This window comes from Pseudoalteromonas sp. CO348, from assembly GCF_004208845.1.
GTDB lineage: Bacteria > Pseudomonadota > Gammaproteobacteria > Enterobacterales > Alteromonadaceae > Pseudoalteromonas > Pseudoalteromonas maricaloris.
Genome location: NZ_SGPI01000023.1, coordinates 63,054 through 81,713 on the forward strand (window position 1 = coordinate 63,054; position 18,660 = coordinate 81,713).

Sequence of the window (18,660 nt, forward strand, 5' to 3'; positions counted from 1 at the left end):
TCGCCTTACACGAGGTTATCTTACGAGACGCTACGACAACTTATTCGTGAAACCCAAACAGTATCAAAACGAATAAACGAGATTTCACCACAGACACCTTTAATCACTTAAATGTCAAAACTGGCAATAAGCTTTCAACATAATTAAAGTTGTTTTTTAGAAAATCAGCTTTCAGCGCAGCCTCTTTCACGGGTTGGGGTAAGGTATTGAATGTTTCATCGGCCTCCATGAGCTCCTTGTAACTGAGAGAAGGTACTAGACTCATTAACTTTAACCTTTCGAAGCTTCTTTCATCTTTTAACATTACATAATTGACAGCAAACCTTCGTGAAAAATCACTAAACTCCGCAGATTCACACTGATTTTTGTTTAAGTAGTTAAAATAAGTGAGTACAGGAAGATAATAGTCTACCTCAATGTTGAGCGTGCTAAATTGCGAGTTGTTTAGAACCGTCGTAACCTTGTTGCATTCTTCACGTTTGCTGCGCAGTCGGCGATTACTTTCATCTAACTCGGCCATAACCTGCAGCGCAAGAGCTTGCCTATCAACGTCACTCTGTATCGTGGGAAGTTCACCAGTCAGCGGTTGTAGTTGGCTAATCACATATTGATTGTTGGGTGTGGCTGAGGCTGTACTTATATTTACCAATAAGCCAACGACCAGCAGTAATGGGGATAAACTCATTATAAATTCCTTTTAAATGATGTGTTGCAAGCATACACAACTTGCAATAAATAGACAATGAACAACAGCGTGGCCCACCAGCCACGCTTAGTTAGTTTACAGTCTGCTAAAAATCATAGCTGAAACTTAAGCTGTAATTTCTCGGCGCGCCATAACGATACTGATCAAAGAAGCCAATTTGGCTGTAGTACTTTTCATCGAAGAGGTTTTCTACGTTGAGTTGTAGCGCCATATTGTCTGCCAGTGCGTAGTTTGCCATCAAGCTAACCAGTGCATAGGCATCTTGCTCTAGCCTATCGTTGCCCGTTACTGAATAAGTGTCATCCTGCCAGTTCACGCCACCACCAATCGTCAACTCAGGTAAAGCATTCACAAATTGGTAAGTCGTATACAACTTAAATTGCTTTCTTGGGTTATCCGTATTCACTTCAACGCCGTTGGCATCCTCGGCTTTGTATTGTGAATAACCCAAATGCACATCAAAACCGTCTGTTAACTGACCCACCACTTCAAATTCGAAGCCTTTACTGGTTGTGCCTTCAGCAGCATATTGCGCGACTGTATTTACCGAACCAGGAACTATGTATCCAACATCATCTTGAGCTAGGTTGTCCTGTTCGATTTGGAAAATCGCCAATGTTGTTTGCAGCGTGTCATCTAGATAGGTACTTTTTAGCCCCACTTCGTATGATTTTCCTTTGATTGGATCAAGGAAATCACCATTACGGTCTTGGGCATTTTGCGGCTGGAATATTTCTGTGTAACTTGCATACACTCGCTGCGTTGTCGACAAGTCGTACAAGGCGCCAGCGTAAGGTATAAATACGCCACTGTCGCCAAAATCAGTGATGACGCCATAGCTTTCGCCTTCACGCTGCCAGCTCGACAAACGACCACCCGCTATTACTTTAAGTTCATCACTAAGATTTAGCCTTGTTGCGGCGTAAAACCCTTTTTGCTCGGTGTCCATATCTTGAGCAACTGAGGTTTCTGTGCCCCACGTCGGCTCAGGGAAATTGCCGTCCCACTCGTAAAAATTGCCAACTGGCAAAAAGGCATTATCGAGCGCAGCGAAAGTGAGTGTATCGGCACTTTGCTCACTGTAAAGCGCGCCAGTTACAAAATCATGCTCACGACCCGCGAGTTGATAAAAACCTTGAAGCCGGATATCAAAGCTGTCTTGGTTACTTTCACCAGTACTTTTATAAGGCCAAGAAGCTAAGCCCTCACCCGTTGTTTTATCCAATGTACCGAATAAATACAGCAGCTCTGTATCTTGCTCGTATTTCAGATTGTTGTAATTGGCGACCAGTTCCCAGCCATTTGCAAAATTATGACTAAAGTTCACAAAAGCATTGGTGCCAGTAGTTTGCCACTCTGTCCAATTTGCAGCCGTGGTTTTTTCGACTTCCCAGTCTGTTTTACTTCCATCGGTAAAGAAAGTAGGTAATGCCCCCCAAGTTGGACTGGTAGGATCGTTACGCTGATAGCTAGCACCAACGCGGATTGTCGAATGCGTGCTTAAATCCGCTTCTAGTACCCCATAAAACACGGTACTTTCGTCAGAAAAGAGATCTAAATACGAGTCACCTTCTTCATACTTCGCGACCACTCGCCCACGCACACTGCCATCGTTAGTTAATCCATTGGCAACGTCCACCATCACTTCTTTATTGTTCCAGCTCCCCAAAGAGACACTAGTGAAACCTGTAAGGTCAGTACTATTTGCATGTTTGCGTACTAGGTTAATAGAAGCTGAAGGATCGCCCGCGCCGGTTAATAACCCCGTTGCACCACGCACAAACTCCACGCGCTCGTATATCGCAACATCCGCGATGGTTTCACCTGAATCACCCGCCAAACTCCATGACAAAGGAACGCCGTCAATTTGATAGTTGGTAATGTCAAAGCCACGAGACTGTAACGTATTACGAACATTATCAATTTCTTTCGCTGACACCCCAATCGCATTTAACACGGTATCGGTTAATGTATCGAGCTTTTGCTCTTTGATCCGTGCAGCGGTAATAACACTAACGGATTGCGGCGTCTCAAGAAGAGATAACCCTAAGCCGGTTGCGGTGTCTATCACTTCATTGACGGTGTACTTTCCCGTCACGACTATTTTTTCAATTTCTTCATTATCTTGCTGTGCTGCTTGCACCTGTAATGCTGACGTGCCGAGCGCTGCCATAACAGCAAATGAGAGCGTTTTGAGAGGCAGAGTGTTCACTGGGTTCATCCTAATATTGTAAAAATTGAAACGATAATAATGCAGATGATAACCATTAGCAATAACATTAAGGTGAATTACAACCTGTTTCGAACCCGATTTAAGGAACGTTCCTAAAAACAGTAACCAACTAATTTAAAAAGACTTTCCTATAAACGAAACAAGTAAGATAAACCGCTAAACGAATAAAACATGCCATTTAACGCACATCCAAATGAATATAATTGCTATTTACACTTTTAAAAAGATATACTTTATTTACATTTTTGCGCAAATACTCCCTCAGCTTTAATTTGTCGCCGTCATTCAAAGAACTAGGAACACACAATGGCAAAGAAAATAAGCAACAAGTTTTGGTTTCAGTTGCATGGTTGGTTTTCACTGCCAATATGGCTACTGTTTTGCTTTATTTGTATCACAGGTACCATTTCCGTTTTCAGCCATGAACTTACATGGCTTACTAACCCTGATTCTCGGGCACATAACCCCAGTCAGGTAAGTGAGATGTCAGCAGGCTCAGTGTTACGCACGTTTAAGGATGAGCACCCAAGTGCAGATGTCATGGGGCTCAATGTGAGAGAGCCCTATTTGACCTATGTGGTGATGTTTACCGACGTCGACAAGCCCTATGCGCTTGCATACGTAAACCAGTACACAGGGACTGTTCAGGAAATAAATGACGGCAATACGTTTATTAACTTTATGCGTTCACTACATGGCTGGCTGCTATTTCCATGGCAAAATGGCTACAGTGTTGGTTACTATTTAGTGGCGTTTATGTCACTGATCCTATTGGGTGCGTTGATCACAGGCCTGGTGGTATACAAAAAGTTTTGGTTAGCGTTTTTTCAGTTTAAGCTGCGTAAATCACAAGGTGGTCGCACCCTTGCCGCTGACATCCATAAACTCAGTGGAGTATGGTCGCTTTGGTTTATGGCCGTAATGAGCCTCACCGGACTGTGGTATTTAACGCAAGCGGTGCTGTGGCATGCTGGTGTTGAACTCGAACATCATGAAACATTAAATGCAGCGGATATACCCAACTCAACAATAAACGCGAATGCAGTAGAGACCAATGTTGACCTAGCGCTCGGTGAAATTCAACAGCTGTACACTGACTTTCGTCCAAGTTACATCATGCTACCAGAGCATAACCGCGATACGCTCAAAATCAGTGGCGCAAACGACTACGTACTCTATGACGATTACAGCATTAATATTGCCTACAACACTTGGAATGATACAGTCGTTCATCATGCAAACCCTGATTCAATGACAGACTTACAAACGGTTATGCACATCACAGATCCACTGCACTATGGCACCATTGGAGGGATCTGGACCAAAGTCATCTGGTTTATTTTTGGCTGTATTTTATCCGGGATGTCTGTCACTGGATTTATCATGTATCAGCTTCGGACCAAACGCGCGCGTAGCCAAGCACGAAGCAATGCAAGACAACTAAAAGCACAACAAGGGTAAATCGCCATGAATGCAGTCAAACGCTTTATACAACACAATAAATATTGGTTAAATGCTCTATTATTGGTGTTGCCAGCTTGGTTTTATTATCAATCATTACATCCAGAATTTCCCGCTCCATTGGCGGAGCAAACACTTGGAAAGTACAGCATCACGCCGATGCCTTTTGACGAAAAGCCGCCATACATCCACGATAACTTATACGTCAAAGACTTCTTATTGCTATTTAATAAAGGCGATGTTGATTCTGTCCGCCAAGGCTATCTCAATATCGGCCCCAACGCGATGCCACTTGCACAGCTTATGGAGCATGAGCTCGGGATCCTTCACGGCACAAAACACGGTCAACACGTACATGCTTTAGCAAAGAAAACATTATCAGAAGACGACAAGGTTTGGCTGACGATTGAAACTTGGCAAGGCGAAGTCATCGTCATGAATTGGCCACTGCCAGAGTATTTAATCAAAGAAAGTGCATAGAAAAGGGGCACCTCGCCCCTACTCGATTTGAATTACACTTAAGACTCAATGGAAATCAGGATATTATACCAGTTGTATTAAGTAAATGATCTATCTTGAAGCGGGGAAATAGCTTTAGTAGCAAGGCAAAAATTTTGCTATTTAGTTGTTCTAAATGAGAAATTTTTAACGAAGCTAATATGCTATTTCACCCTTCAAATTGATTAGAGAATTAATTCAATTGGTATTAGTACCCCACCGCAGCGCTATCTGCACGCCTTGGATCTGAGGAGCCAAATAGACCTTTATCGGTAAGCATGATTGACTGGGTTGAGCCCATCGCATTCTGCTCTGAAAGTGTGTGTCCTTTGTTTTCAAGTAGATGTCGAGTATCCACATTTAAGCTACGTTCAATACGAATTTCATCTGGTAACCATTGGTGGTGAATACGCGGAGCCACGGTTGCTTCAGCGATGTTCAAGCCATGATCAATAACATTCATAATGATTTGTAGCGTGGTGGTGATAATACGTGAGCCACCAGGGCTACCCGTTACCAAAAAGGGTTTACCCTCTTTCATTACAATCGTGGGTGTCATTGAGCTCAGCGGGCGCTTCTTGCCTTCAACGGCATTAGCTTCTCCACCAACCAAGCCAAAACCGTTTGGTGTGCCGGGCTTTGCCGAGAAATCATCCATTTCGTTGTTAAGTAGAATGCCAGTGCCAGCCGCGACAATGCCTGAGCCATAGCTAAAGTTGAGCGTATAAGTGTTACTCACTGCATTGCCCCACTTATCTACCACAGAATAATGCGTGGTTTGGTTACTCTCATAAGGTAATAATTTACCGGGCTTAATCTCGCGGCTTGGCGTCGCTTTGCCTGCATTTATTTGTTTACTACGCTGCTTTGCATACTGCTTATCCACCAATGCTTTAACGGGTACGTCATAGAAATCAGGGTCGCCCAAATATTCACTGCGGTCAGCATACGCACGTTTCATGACCTCAGCCATTAAATGGACGGTAGCAGCGCTATTATGCCCAAGCTCACCAATAGGATATTGCTCCAGCATGTTCAGCATCTCTATGATATGCACACCACCAGATGAAGGAGGCGGCATAGAAACGATGTCGTAGCCGCGATATGTGCCTTTTACCGGCTCACGCTCTACCGCTTTATAGCCTTTTAAATCATCCAGCGACATAATGCCACCAGCTGCTTCTACCGCCGCAACAATTTTCTTTGCTGTCTCACCCTGATAGAAGCCCGCGCTGCCTTTTTCGGCAACGAGTTCCAAAGAGTGAGCCAAGTCAGCCTGCACCAGCCATTCATTTGGCTTATAGCTGCTACCATCTTTTTTATAAAACACTGCCTTAGACGCCGGTACACCAAGCATTCGTTCTTTAATGTAACGATGAGAAAGCGAATTAGCTAAATCAGAGGTCACTTTAATGCCATCACGCGCCAATTTTATTGCAGGTTGAATAACTTGGCTAAGTGTCATGGTGCCATATTTTTCGAGTGCTAACTCCATCCCCATAACAGTTCCGGGAACGCCCACGGCAAGGCCGTGCTGAAGGCTTAGCTTTGGGTTTACCTCGCCGTTTTCATCAATAAAGATATCTTTGTGCGCACGGCTCGGCGCCATTTCGCGATAATCAATCGCGATGGTTTTATTCTCTTTTGCCAGATGCACTAGCATAAAGCCACCACCGCCGATATTTCCGGCCCTTGGCAAAGTCACGGCAAGACTAAAACCTACTGCGACAGCCGCATCAACGGCATTACCACCTTGCTTTAAAATCTCCACCCCAACCTGACTGGCAAGTGCCTCTTGGCTAGATACCATGCCATGCTCAGCCCATATTGGCTGTGCTGTGGCTTTAGAACTAAATATTGGTGACTCGTCAGCTTGCGCCGTGTTACCAAACGCAACACCCACGCACAAGGAAACAGAGCAAGTCCACACCAAGGCTGTTAATTTACGCATCTTCATCCCGTTTTTTAATTATTCTCATGTTGCAGTGTTGCATGATTAAAAAGACCAAACAATATCGATGCGTTGGGCGGCTGACAGTGCAAATTTACATTACACCATAGTTACTGCACTCAAGGCTAACAAGCAGCATGTTGTCGAACGTTGAAGTTACACAGGGTTGAAATAAGGCAATTAAGAAAAACATAAATTTAACTTTTAAAGAACATATTTGACAAATAATTTATGTTGGGTACAGTCAATAATATAGTTTGTTTTTTGTACGACAATTCACGCTTTCGCAATAAGGAAAATAAGATGAAATTAACACTAACAAAAAGAAAGATAAAACAACTGAACCATACTGCAGGCTTGGAAAAAGCCCAAACACCAAACATCGCGGGAGGTTATTTAACCGCGGGTTGTGACAGAGAAATAACCGAGTTATGCAACACGAAAGCATTTGGTTCTTGCTTTAACTGTGGCTCTCTTCGCTGTTAATACGCTTTCTTACCACCCAAAGGAAATGAAAAATGAAAATTAAACTGAATAAAAAGCCGCTTAAAAACTTAAACAATGCTCAAGCTATTGCACCACAAGCAACCCCCCAAATTGGTGGTGGTATAAACCGTTTGACTGATTTGGACTGTGTACCGACTAACCGCCACGATTGCCGTACAGGTGCTATCTCTTGTTACGGTGATCACGACTGCGCTTTCACAAATAGACAGTATATGTGTGATTAATTCTTTTTAGGCCCGTACTTGGGCCTATTTTGGAGTCTCGATCTGCTTAAAACACTAATCCTAGCTCACGTAACTCGCGCTCAGCTTGCGCCGCATTAAAGAACTGAATGCCATGCAATCCGACCTGCTTTGCACCTTCAACATTCGCTAAGACATCATCAAGAAAAACACAGTCATCTGCCACCAGTTGATAGCGCTCCAGTAAGTGAGTAAAAATAGCTTTGCCGGGCTTCATGCAGCCAAGCTCAGCAGAAACGATTTCTCCGTCAAAGTGTTGCCAGAAAGTATGACGCGCTTTTAGGTGGCTCACAATCTCGTGCACATTATCGGTCAGGGCATAAGCACTATATCCAGCCGCCTTTAGGCGCTGCATCAGTGAAAGCGTGCCATAAAGTGGGATCAGCGATTCTTTGATATAAAAGAACAGTTCATCAGCTTGCTCAGAGGTTAAGTGACAGGTTTGCATAAAAGCGTGCTTGGTGTCTGCTTCAGTCAGTTCGCCTCGATTAATCGCAAACCAAATCTCACTGTGGAACAGCTGCTTAGCTAGACTCTCAACGTCGCATTGGTTGCCAAAGGTAAGCCGAACTATCTCCTCCGGTGACCACCTCACAAATACGTTACCGACGTCAAAAATTACGTGTTTAATATTGCCAATTGCCATCCTTGAACCTCTTTAGTTAACCTGAGGTTTGGATAAGGAATGTTCCAACTCATTGTTGCTAAAGCACAACTTAGTTTTTTCCTTGTCTAGCCAGAGAGTTTTAGGGAAAACAAGGCGAATTTACGCACCAATAGCTGGCTATTGGAAGTGAATTCAACGCAGTTAGCGCTAAAACTGGCTGCTAGAAAGGCATTAATTATCCGCAGCTCAGGTTAGTTAGTTTAAATATGAGCGTTTATTATGCATATCTTTATCACTTACGCACGGCTAATTCGTTAGACTTCATTGAAATAAAATCAATCATGCATTTGTTGTAAATACTCGCTAAAAAAGGTTAGAAACGCTTTGACTTGGCGAGGTTGAAACTGCCTAGATGGATAAATAGCTTGCAGCGCGACTTTATCTGAGTCCGTTGGACTAAATCCCAATGTTTGAGTTGGCAACAACTCCACCAATCGCCCCGCTTTAATATCTTTGTGAACATCCAGCCACGACTTGATGGTGATCCCAAGCCCTTGAATGGCCCAGTTCCGCAATACTTCTCCATCTGAACTCACTAAACAGGTAGGCACGGTTTCAATGATGGTTGCTTGCGTGTCTCTGTCGATAAAATACCAATCGTTTAGCGCCTGTCCAGCTCTTTCCAGTACTAAACAGCGATGTTGCTGTAATGCTTGATAACAATCTGGTGTACCATACTTTTCGAGATAGTTTGGGGCGGCCACCAGCATTCTGCGGTTGTTTAACAGAGGCCGAGATATCAAGCTGCTATCATTTAAATTACCATAACGAATGGCGATATCAGTGCCAGACTCAACTAATTTGACCAAGCCCTCCCCTAAGCTCAAGTTAACCACCACCTGTGGATGCTGCGTGGCAAACTCCGCAACGGCGGGAACCACGTACTGACGGCCAAAGTCTGAGCTTGCTGCAATTTTGAGTGTGCCTCTCAAATCAGGATCGGCATCTTGCAGTAGCGCCTCCGCCGCTGCAACCTCCTCAATAACTCGCACACAGCCCTGATAAAACCGCTCTCCCGCTTCGGTCAGTTTGATACTTCTGGTGTTTCGAGTCAGTAAACGGGTTTTATAGTGCGCTTCGAGTGCATTGATCCGTGCGGTCATGCTCGCTGGAGAAAGCCCTAATACTCGCCCTGCCGCAGCTAAGCCATCAGAGCGCACCACTTGAACAAAAAGCGCCATATCGTCTGCTTTGCTTTTCATTATTCACCTTTTATGAAAAGTAATTTTATATAAAAGCCAATTATCAAATATTAATAAACAAATAGACTGTTCTCAACGCATAAATCGCTAACACCAATGGAGGTAACACACCATGCAGTTAGATCACTTTTTGTTTAGAGCACATGACATGGCAAAAATGGCGACCTTTTTTGAGCAGGTGCTTAGGCTTAAAGAAGGCTTACGTCCACCTTTTCCATTTCCAGGAAAGTGGTTCTATGGCGACCAACAGCAACCTTTCATTCATCTGGTTGAACAATCACCACATACCCAAGTACAGGCTGAATACCTTGGCTCTGTGCAAAACACAAACATGAGTACTAGCAACATAGATCATATTGCATTTCGTGGTGACGATTACCCCGGGTTAATCGCCCGACTAGAGCATTTTGGCGTTCGTTACGTGGAACGAGATGTCCCTATTAGCAATGAGCATCAGGTTTTTATCTTTGCACCTGAATCTCTAAAAATTGAAGTGCTGTTCCCACGCCACATCAACTCACTTGTCCAATAATTAGGAGAATACTATGTCTGATCCATTGTTATTTACGCAGAAAAAACTCGGTAATTTAATCTTACCAAACCGCATTTTGATGGCACCAATGACCCGCTCTCGAACAACACAACCGGGAGATATTCCAAACCAGTTGATGGCAAGGTACTACGCCCAACGCGCTTCGGCAGGGCTTATCATCAGTGAAGCCACACAAATTTCTTGTCAGGGCAAAGGATATTCATTTACTCCCGGAATTTATACCGCTTCGCAGGTTGCTGGATGGAAGGAAATCACCCATGCAGTGCAGCAAAAAGGTGGCCGTATTTTCTGTCAGCTTTGGCATGTCGGTCGTATGTCTCACTCCACTTTTCATGAAGATGGCCAACCCGTCGCCCCCTCAGCACTGGCGCCCGACGCACAAGTGTGGGTGGTCAATGAAAAAGGAGTGGGTGAAATGGTCGATTGCCCAACACCACGCGCACTGGCAACCCAAGAAATACAGAGCATAGTCGAAGATTATGTCCATGCGGCTGAGAATGCCATGATGGCGGGGTTTAATGGCGTCGAGATCCACTCTGGTAATGGCTACTTAATCGACCAGTTTTTACGCCGCAGCTCTAATCAACGTCATGATCAATATGGTGGCTCGAAGGAAAACCGAATTCGCTTTGCGGTTGAAGTTATCACTGCGATTAGCCAAGCAATTGGGCCTGAAAAAGTAGGGATCCGATTAGCGCCTTTTATTACCCAACGTGGCATGCAAGACGAAGAAGCCATTGATACTATTTTGCTCGCCGCGGAGCACTTTAACCGCTTAGGCATTGCCTATGTGCACTTAGCAGAAGCGGACTGGGATGATGCGCCGGTCGTGACGGAGAGTTTTAGGCAAGCACTAAGAAGAAAATTTCACGGCGCCATTATTGTGGCGGGAAATTACGAACCAGAGCAAGCCGAAGCCCTTATTGAACAAGGTCTAGTTGACTTTGTGGCTTTTGGTCGCAAGTTTATCTCCAACCCAGACCTCGTATATCGTCTAACTCATCAATTACCTTTGAGTCCAATCAACCCTGATACGCCTTTGTTTGGTGGTAGCGAGCAGGGCTACACCGACTATGCAGATTTTCAACAATTAAGAGCAAAAGGTGCAATATGAAGCCATTATTACTGAACTTATCCCTAGCCTCCATAGCATTACTCGGTGCAACCAATGCAATTTCAGCACCTGAGTTTACACTAGAAAGCCCAGATCTTGTTGCCGAAAAATCTATTCGGCCATTTCAATACTGGGATCAATTTGGCTGCGAGGGAAACAGCACACGGCCAACCTTAGTTTGGTCAAATGCACCTAAACAAACCAAGAGCTTTGCGGTGACATTTTACGATCAAGACGCGCCAACCGGCAGCGGATTTTGGCACTGGCAAGTGTATAACTTGCCCAAAGACACGACTAGGCTTGCAGAAACTTTACCAAGCCAAGCCATTGAAGGTAATACGGATTTAGGAAAGCCTGGGTACTTTGGCCCGTGCCCGCCTATTGGCCGCAAACATAAATACACCTTTACCGTGCATGCGCTAGACGTAGATACACTCCCCGTGCCAGCTGGTGCAACGGCACCACTTACTGGATTTTTTATCCACCAGCATAGCTTAGCGCAGGCAACACTTTCTGTGTATGCAGGCCCAAGAGCCGCAGGAGAATAACCATGCGTACCACGTTGACCACAAGTATTCGAGCACTACTAACAGCAACCGCCCTGCTTGCAGGCACAGCCCACGGCGCTGAAATGGAGTCTGGCCATTACTGGCCTGATGATGCTCAATTGGTGATCTCTATCTCCATGCAGTTTGAAGCAACCGCGCAAGACCCAAGCGATCCTGGGCCATTTCCTCAGCAAGAAGCGGGCTATCCCGACACCGTCGCTCCTACTTGGTATCAGTATGGTATGAATGAAGGGATCCCACGATTGCTTAAGCTTTGGGATAAGCACAACATCAAAGTGACGTCCCACATGGTAGGAAAAGCTGCAGAGCTTAACCCTAAACTTGCCAAAATGGTGGCAGAAAAAGGGCATGAAATTTCAGGTCATGGACAAAACTGGACACCACAATACTCGATGACACCCGAAGAGGAACGTGCATCTTATATTCACAGTGCAGATGTGCTTGAAAAGATCACCGGGCAAAGACCACAAGGCTTTAATGCATTTTGGATGCGCCATTCTGAGCAAACTCTAACTATTTTGCAGTCCCTTGGATTTATCTATCATATAGATGACCTATCTCGGGATGAGCCTTCGTTTACCCCGGTCAATGGCAAACCCTTCGTGGTGGTGCCTTATACCTTTAGAAATAACGATATCGTGCGCTATGGCGGCAGTTCCGCAATGACAGCAAAAGCCTATTTGCAAGAGTTAAAGGACGAGTTTGATGTGCTTTATGAAGAAGGAAAATCCCAGCGCCGGATGATGTCTATCAGTGCACACGACAGGCTCGCAGGCAGTCCTGCTCGCGTAAAAGCACTTGACGACTTTATTCGTTACGCGAAATCGCATCCAAAGGTTAAGTTTATGCGCAAAATAGACATAGCGAAATGGACCCTAAAACAGCAAGACGTACCAACCAACCCAGAACGTGTGTTTTAACAAATAATAACGCTGCAATTCATAGGCTCTATTGATGAGCCTATTTTCTTCTGCGCACTTGCAAATACAATCGAGCTTCCCAAATCCACAATTTTTATTTTCGAAACCGCAAAAAGCACTCCTTCCCTGCAAACAGAGAAAGTAAAAAATCCAATAATTTCAGTGAATTAAATTTTGGCATGTGACTTGTTATCTACTGAGTAATAACAACCTTCATTCCACCAGAGATATCAACATGGATATACAAGTCGAACATAAAAAACGCAACAAGGTTAACTGGTTGTGGGCCGTTGGCGGAACTATTTTCGCCGTAGTTATTATATGGCTGCTATTACAACCCTCAGCGCAGGCATCTTTGCCTATGGCAAAAACATGGATTGCGGAGGTCCAGCAAGGGGATTTAGAGGTCAGTGTATCTGGATATGGTCAGCTTAAATCGAGAACGCCGCGTTTGATAAGTGCCGCAAGCGATGCCACGGTTGAAGAAATTTTGCTGCGCCCAGGTGCACAAGTTAACCCCGACAGCATCATCATGAGGTTACAAGATGCAAATTTGGCCCAATCTTTAAAAGATGCCAAACGCAGTTTGGCGCAATCGCAAGACCAATATCTACAGCTCGATATCAATCAACAACGAGAACTGCTGTCTCATCAGGCGGATTTGGAAATTCTGAGATCTGAGTTAGAAAGTGCCGAGCTGGAGGTTAGCGCTCAAGGAGAATTGGTTGAAGATGGAGTTGTTTCTAAACTCGACTACCAACGCGCGGTACTTACCCATCGCCAGCTGAAACGCCGCATTAATATTGAACAACAGCGAATATCACAATTGCAGACCTTACACAAAGCCAACCTGCAGCTTGCGCAGTCGAATATTGATGCCAGTAATGAAGCATTTTTATTGGTGCAAGATAGGGTGAATAAGCTCACTGTACGGGCTGGGATCAAAGGAGTATTGCAACAACTTCATGTGGAACTTGGACAAAGTGTCTCTCTTGGCACTCAATTGGTGTTAGTTGGCAGCACCACTGATTTATATGCGCAATTGCAGATCCCACAAGCCTATGCCCAGCAAATAAAGCTGGCTCAGCATGTGAGCATCAATACCCGTAACGACTTAATTGCAGGCCAAGTGTCGCGCATTAATCCAATGGTACAAAATGGCAATATTGAAGTTGAGGTGACACTGCCTAAAAGTCTGCCCGCGAGTGCTCGCCCCGAGCTAAATATTGAGGGGAAAGTCTCTATCGACAAATTGAGTTCCGCACTGTTCATCGACAAACCCATCGGTGCAAAACCTTATAGCCAAGCAACCTTATATCTTGTTGATAAAGAAAAACAACAAGCCCGTGCAATTCAAGTACACTATGGCGCAGAAACGTCACAGCACATTCAGCTGCTCAGTGGCGCTTCGACAAATCAGCAGTTTATTTTGTCGGATATGGCATCTTATGCCGACACACCCGTAGTGACTTTGAGCAAATAACAAACCAAAGGAAGAACAATGAATAATAAACACGTTATTGAACTTAAAAACATCACTAAAAAGTTTGTCCTCGGCGGAATGGAAACACTGGCACTGCGTGGCGTAAACCTCAATGTGACGCAGGGCGAATATCTGTCAATTTCAGGCCCATCGGGCTGCGGCAAATCAACACTTCTAAATATTCTTGGTTTATTAGACAGCCCAAGCACCGGCACCTACACAATTGCGGGTAACGATGTCAGCAACCTTGACGTCAACCAAAGAGCCACACTAAGAAATAAACATATCGGTTTTGTGTTTCAGTCATTTAATCTCATTGATGAATTGAACGTCTTTGACAATATCGCCTTACCTATCAAGTACAGTAGCACTGCACTCTCAAATACTGCGTTAAAAGAACGGGTAATGACTTGCTTGGAGTTAGTACAAATGACCCACAGAGCAGAACATAAGCCCAATCAACTGTCAGGCGGACAGCAGCAACGTATCGCCATCGCCCGTGCACTCGCCAATCAGCCAGATATTCTGCTTATTGACGAACCTACAGGAAACTTGGACTCAAAAAATGGCGATGCCGTAATGAACATGCTGAGCGACCTAAACGCCCAAGGCACAACGATGTGTATGGTTACCCACGACCCTAGGTATGCAGACATGGCAAAACGTAAACTGTTCTTGTTAGATGGGGTGATGGTGGATGAAATGAATTTGGAGATGGTGGGATGATAAAAGAGGAATGTAAGCTCGCACTGTCAAATCTTAGGAAGCTTCCGGGATTTAGTCTTACCGTACTTGTTACCCTAGCATTAACCTTAGCAGCGCTAACGGTAGTGATTAATATCAACCATAGATTGATCACGCAACCGCTTCCCTACCCTGATGCAGAAAAGCTGTGGGTGACCGATCAAAGCGAAACCATTAATGGAGAAACCCAATATGGATTCCAACTGCTCTCCACCCAGTTTCAACTCTATCAAGATAAGCAATTTATCGACAAAATGACGATGATGCATTTCGTATCATCTCGTTTTATGGACATTAAGGATATGCCCACGGTAGACATTATTCGAGTGACTCCCGAATTCTTTGAGTTGTTGGGCACGCCACTGCATCTTGGTCGCGCGCTAAAGCAAGACGAAGGCGTCAGTGATGAACAAAAAGTTTTAGTCCTGAGTTACCAGTCTTGGATAATGCACTTTAATGCCGATCCAGATATCGTTGGTAGCTACACGTCCATAGATCGTGAACGCTATCAAATTATCGGAGTAACGGGAGAAGCGTTTGAAGTGCCTGAGATCTTTGGTGGCTTTCCCGCTAGCGGCTTTAGTAGCTTTCCGGAGCCTGTCACCACCACCTCGCACTGGAATAACATCAGTAGCCAGTTTAACGGAATCGCTCGACTTAAAGCGGGTGTAAACATAGAGCAGATGAATCATGCGCTGGGCGAGCAAATTAACACGCTTTACCAATCCCGTGAAAACGTAGCGCCTAACACGCGAATTGGCGCTCAGTTTACACCACTGCGCGACAAAATCGTTGCACGAAGTGATGAGCTCGCCATTACCTTGTTGTTCTCAGCAGCGGTTTTGGTGCTTATTGCCCTGACCAATGTGGTTAATTTATTTCTCTCAAGGGCTGCGCAAAAACAACGCACTATGGCAATTCAAGCGGCACTGGGGGCAAAGCCTACTCACATTTTTGTCAGTATGTTTTGCGAAAGCGTCCTGTTAGTGGGCGCAGCGACTATACTCGGGTTATTGCTTGCCGAGTGGTTGAATGTTTGGTTAGCAAACGACTTGAGCTATTTATTTAGTCGCATGCAGGGCTTAACTCTGGACTGGCCGACCATAGTGGTTGCTTGTGCACTGAGTCTGATAATAGCGCTACTCATCGCCTGGTTTACCAGCAAACAAGTAAACTATCATGCCCTGACAGATGCGCTACACAGCAGCGGTAAAGGCACTGGCGCGCAAATTTCCAAGCGTACTCGTCAAGTGTTGGTGGCATTACAAGTGTGCTTTGCCAGTATTTTACTCTTTCTTGCAGCCAACAAATTAGTTCCCGCATACGCGCAAATGACTCATCCCACAGGATTTGATACTGAGCATTTGTACTATGTCCGTATCGATGGCAGTGCCACAGAAATCGATAACTTTGAGCTTGGCAAACAAATCAAACAGCTTTTAGCCAATCAAGCGAGCATCGCATCGGTATCAGCAAGTTACACTTCACCACTACAAATGGGATGGCAAAACTATTTGTATGATCAAAATATCGCGCTGATCGGTATCGTCAGTTTGTCCTTTTACGACGAAGACGGTTTCACTGCGCTTTCACTGCCACTTGAGCAAGGAAGCCGGTTTACACCAATCATGGCCTCAGGCTCAGACAACAATGAAATAATTCTCTCAGCCTCACTCGCTAAGCGTTTGTACAAAGATGAAAACCCTATCGGTCAAACCCTCTATGCTGACAGAGAGGTGCCAAGAAAAGTGGTTGGGGTTGTGAGTGATATTTACGTGCCTACGGGCAACCGAGGCTATACCTTAGAGCGCTATTACTTGCCTGTCACTGAAGGCAGCACATCTTTTATTATCAAGGGGAATGCGGAGCTGTCTAAAGCCCAATTAACTCATGCTCTCAAGGCCATTCATCCGAGTCTAAACTTTGCTTTTTTTGAGCCTGTAGATGACATGCTAACCCAAAGGCTAAGACAAACTTGGCTGCAAGCAATGTTGACTGTCGCCCTATTAGCCCTTACCTTAAGCCTAGCTGGCGCAGGGATCTACGGCGTGCTCAATTACAGCGTACAAATGCGTCGCTATGAGCTTGGCATTCACTTGTCGTTGGGCGCACATACACACAAACTGATAGCACAAGTGCTCAAGCAGAGTCTAACACCGGTAATGATTGGCCTTGGAGTGAGTGCATTAACCGTTGCAATCGGATATGAGATACTCATAAAGATAAGCACAACTGCTATTTCCATGAGCTGGTTCGCCGTTATCGTGACCATCCCTATCATGCTGCTGATCGCGCTCATCGCAAGCTATTTACCAGTGCAAAGAGTGATAAGCCAAGATCCCATTAAAGCGCTAAGAAACGAATAAGTTAATAATAACAACAGGAATGCGTAGGCAAAGCGTGGCGTTTAATCTCACTTTGCCTACAACACACTATGCAAGGTTCAATTTTAATTGTTGATGACAAGGCCGATATCCGCCTTAGCTTACAGTTTTTACTAAAAAACCACGGTTTTACCATTTTCCAAAGTAGTAGTCTTGATTGTGCCGCTAAGCAGCTCAATGCGAACGACATTGATATTGTACTGCTAGACATGAACTATGAATTCGATACAACATCCGGCGATGAAGGCCTCTCTTTTTTGAGTCAATATGCAAGCCAAAGTAGCGCAACATTTATTGCGATGACCGCTTGGTCTAGCGTCGAACTCGCCGTCGAAGCCATGCAGTGCGGCGCCAAAGACTTTTTTGCCAAGCCTTGGGACAATCACGCTGTAGTATTGATGGTGAAAAAGCATTTAGGGCTAAAGCAAATCGCTGCAAAACAACAACCTGCTTCCTCCCAACAAACCATAGCTAAAATAGCGTCAAATGTAGAGCCAGCTGAAGCGTTACTCTGGTTAAGCCCCACGATGCAAACACTAAAAAGCCAACTTGACCGTATTGCAAAAACCAAAGCGAATATATTGCTTAGAGGGGAAAATGGGACAGGAAAATCACAGATTGCCAACTATATCCACCAGCAAAGCAACATCAAAGGCAACTTTGTGAGCACCAATATGGCTGCCATTCCAGAGTCATTGTTTGAAAGTGAAATGTTTGGCCATGTGAAAGGTGCGTTTACTGACGCTAAACAGGATAGACAAGGCCGTTTCTCAATGGCTGAGCAAGGGACTTTATTTTTAGATGAGGTAGGCACTCTCACTGAGTCTCAACAAGCGAAGCTACTACGAGTATTAGAAACAGGGGAATATGAAGCCGTTGGCTCAAGCAAAACGCAGCATGCAAGCTGTCGAATTATTAGTGCAACTAATGCAGATTTAGAATCGCAACAACAAGCAGGTCAATTTCGTAGTGATCTATATTTCAGACTAAATACAATGGAGTTTGAGATCCCACCACTGCGCTTGCGTCGCACTGAGATAATTCCGCTGGCCGACTTTTTTATTCAAAAGCACGCAACGGCCTATGAATTAGACGTAAAACCTTTGTCTCACGCAGCGCAAACAAGACTACAAAGTTACGCATTCCCAGGTAATATCCGTGAACTTAGCCATATGATGGAACGTGCGATTTTGCTGTGTGATGGCACTGAAATTGAACAAAGCGCGCTTTCTTTTAAATCTGTAGCAACCACAGAGCAGAGCGAGCCTGAAATGATGACGCTAGATCAAGCCGAGCAAAAGTTGATTAAAATGGCGCTGTGCCAATGCCATGATAATGTGGAAGATGCTGCGGTTTTACTTGGGATCAGTAAAAGTGCCCTATATCGTCGCCTTGATAAATTCGATATCAAAACGCGGTGAGCTTG

General features: G+C 44.7%; 17 protein-coding genes. 12 read left to right on the forward strand and 5 right to left on the reverse strand.

What is annotated here, in order from left to right; all coding sequences use genetic code 11:
• Window positions 1-103: 103 nt before the first annotated feature.
• Window positions 104-685 (reverse strand): hypothetical protein, encoded by a 582-nt coding sequence (locus EXT48_RS11825; RefSeq protein WP_130164568.1) that lies wholly within the window; start codon window positions 683-685, stop codon window positions 104-106.
• A gap of 106 nt (window positions 686-791) precedes the next feature.
• Entirely contained in the window at window positions 792-2,918 is a 2,127-nt protein-coding gene (locus EXT48_RS11830) for a TonB-dependent siderophore receptor (protein ID WP_130164569.1), read from the reverse strand.
• Window positions 2,919-3,245: 327 nt separating this feature from the next.
• On the opposite strand from EXT48_RS11830, the gene EXT48_RS11835 reads away from it, so the two are divergent.
• Together EXT48_RS11835 and EXT48_RS11840 are read left to right on the forward strand one after the other, a co-directional pair.
• Window positions 3,246-4,400 (forward strand): PepSY domain-containing protein, encoded by a 1,155-nt coding sequence (locus EXT48_RS11835; RefSeq protein WP_130164570.1) that lies wholly within the window; start codon window positions 3,246-3,248, stop codon window positions 4,398-4,400.
• Window positions 4,401-4,406: 6 nt separating this feature from the next.
• Window positions 4,407-4,880 carry a hypothetical protein gene (locus EXT48_RS11840; protein ID WP_130164571.1) on the forward strand — a complete coding sequence of 158 codons (474 nt, stop codon included), beginning with the start codon at window positions 4,407-4,409 and terminating at the stop codon, window positions 4,878-4,880.
• A gap of 226 nt (window positions 4,881-5,106) precedes the next feature.
• Here EXT48_RS11840 and ggt read toward each other — a convergent pair whose 3' ends face one another.
• Complete coding sequence (gene ggt, locus EXT48_RS11845; RefSeq protein ID WP_130164572.1) at window positions 5,107-6,849, reverse strand: gamma-glutamyltransferase; 1,743 nt, start codon at window positions 6,847-6,849, stop codon at window positions 5,107-5,109.
• Between the two features lie 303 nt (window positions 6,850-7,152).
• Between ggt and EXT48_RS11850 the strand changes: the two genes are divergently transcribed.
• Both EXT48_RS11850 and EXT48_RS11855 read left to right on the forward strand, forming a co-directional pair.
• On the forward strand, window positions 7,153-7,335 hold the full coding sequence (locus EXT48_RS11850) for a hypothetical protein (protein WP_130164573.1): 183 nt from the start codon (window positions 7,153-7,155) through the stop codon (window positions 7,333-7,335).
• Window positions 7,336-7,367: 32 nt separating this feature from the next.
• Window positions 7,368-7,580 carry a hypothetical protein gene (locus EXT48_RS11855; RefSeq protein ID WP_069022722.1) on the forward strand — a complete coding sequence of 71 codons (213 nt, stop codon included), beginning with the start codon at window positions 7,368-7,370 and terminating at the stop codon, window positions 7,578-7,580.
• Between the two features lie 46 nt (window positions 7,581-7,626).
• Here EXT48_RS11855 and EXT48_RS11860 read toward each other — a convergent pair whose 3' ends face one another.
• The gene (locus tag EXT48_RS11860; RefSeq protein ID WP_130164574.1) at window positions 7,627-8,244 is read right to left on the reverse strand and encodes an HAD family phosphatase; all 618 of its coding nucleotides are present in this window, start codon (window positions 8,242-8,244) and stop codon (window positions 7,627-7,629) included.
• 296 nt (window positions 8,245-8,540) lie between these two features.
• Window positions 8,541-9,467, reverse strand: coding sequence for a LysR family transcriptional regulator (locus EXT48_RS11865; protein WP_130164575.1), 927 nt, complete (start codon window positions 9,465-9,467; stop codon window positions 8,541-8,543).
• Between the two features lie 112 nt (window positions 9,468-9,579).
• Between EXT48_RS11865 and EXT48_RS11870 the strand changes: the two genes are divergently transcribed.
• The 8 genes from EXT48_RS11870 to EXT48_RS11905 all read left to right on the forward strand — a co-directional run bounded on the left by EXT48_RS11870 (window position 9,580) and on the right by EXT48_RS11905 (window position 18,655).
• Window positions 9,580-9,999 carry a lactoylglutathione lyase gene (locus EXT48_RS11870; protein WP_130164576.1) on the forward strand — a complete coding sequence of 140 codons (420 nt, stop codon included), beginning with the start codon at window positions 9,580-9,582 and terminating at the stop codon, window positions 9,997-9,999.
• Between the two features lie 13 nt (window positions 10,000-10,012).
• A complete protein-coding gene (locus tag EXT48_RS11875; RefSeq protein ID WP_130164577.1) occupies window positions 10,013-11,134 on the forward strand; it encodes an alkene reductase in 1,122 nt (373 codons plus the stop codon).
• Window positions 11,131-11,682: a YbhB/YbcL family Raf kinase inhibitor-like protein gene (locus EXT48_RS11880; RefSeq protein WP_130164578.1), complete on the forward strand. Its 552-nt coding sequence runs from the start codon at window positions 11,131-11,133 to the stop codon at window positions 11,680-11,682. The genes EXT48_RS11875 and EXT48_RS11880 overlap by 4 nt, the downstream gene beginning before the upstream one ends.
• Before the next feature lie 2 nt (window positions 11,683-11,684).
• Window positions 11,685-12,623: a polysaccharide deacetylase family protein gene (locus EXT48_RS11885; RefSeq protein ID WP_130164579.1), complete on the forward strand. Its 939-nt coding sequence runs from the start codon at window positions 11,685-11,687 to the stop codon at window positions 12,621-12,623.
• Between the two features lie 235 nt (window positions 12,624-12,858).
• On the forward strand, window positions 12,859-14,106 hold the full coding sequence (locus EXT48_RS11890; RefSeq protein WP_130164580.1) for an efflux RND transporter periplasmic adaptor subunit: 1,248 nt from the start codon (window positions 12,859-12,861) through the stop codon (window positions 14,104-14,106).
• Between the two features lie 18 nt (window positions 14,107-14,124).
• Window positions 14,125-14,832 carry an ABC transporter ATP-binding protein gene (locus tag EXT48_RS11895; RefSeq protein WP_130164581.1) on the forward strand — a complete coding sequence of 236 codons (708 nt, stop codon included), beginning with the start codon at window positions 14,125-14,127 and terminating at the stop codon, window positions 14,830-14,832.
• A complete protein-coding gene (locus EXT48_RS11900; protein WP_130164582.1) occupies window positions 14,829-17,216 on the forward strand; it encodes an FtsX-like permease family protein in 2,388 nt (795 codons plus the stop codon). Before EXT48_RS11895 ends, EXT48_RS11900 begins: the two co-directional genes overlap by 4 nt.
• A 68-nt stretch (window positions 17,217-17,284) precedes the next feature.
• Window positions 17,285-18,655 (forward strand): sigma-54 dependent transcriptional regulator, encoded by a 1,371-nt coding sequence (locus EXT48_RS11905; RefSeq protein WP_130164583.1) that lies wholly within the window; start codon window positions 17,285-17,287, stop codon window positions 18,653-18,655.
• The last annotated feature ends 5 nt before the right edge of the window (window positions 18,656-18,660 follow it).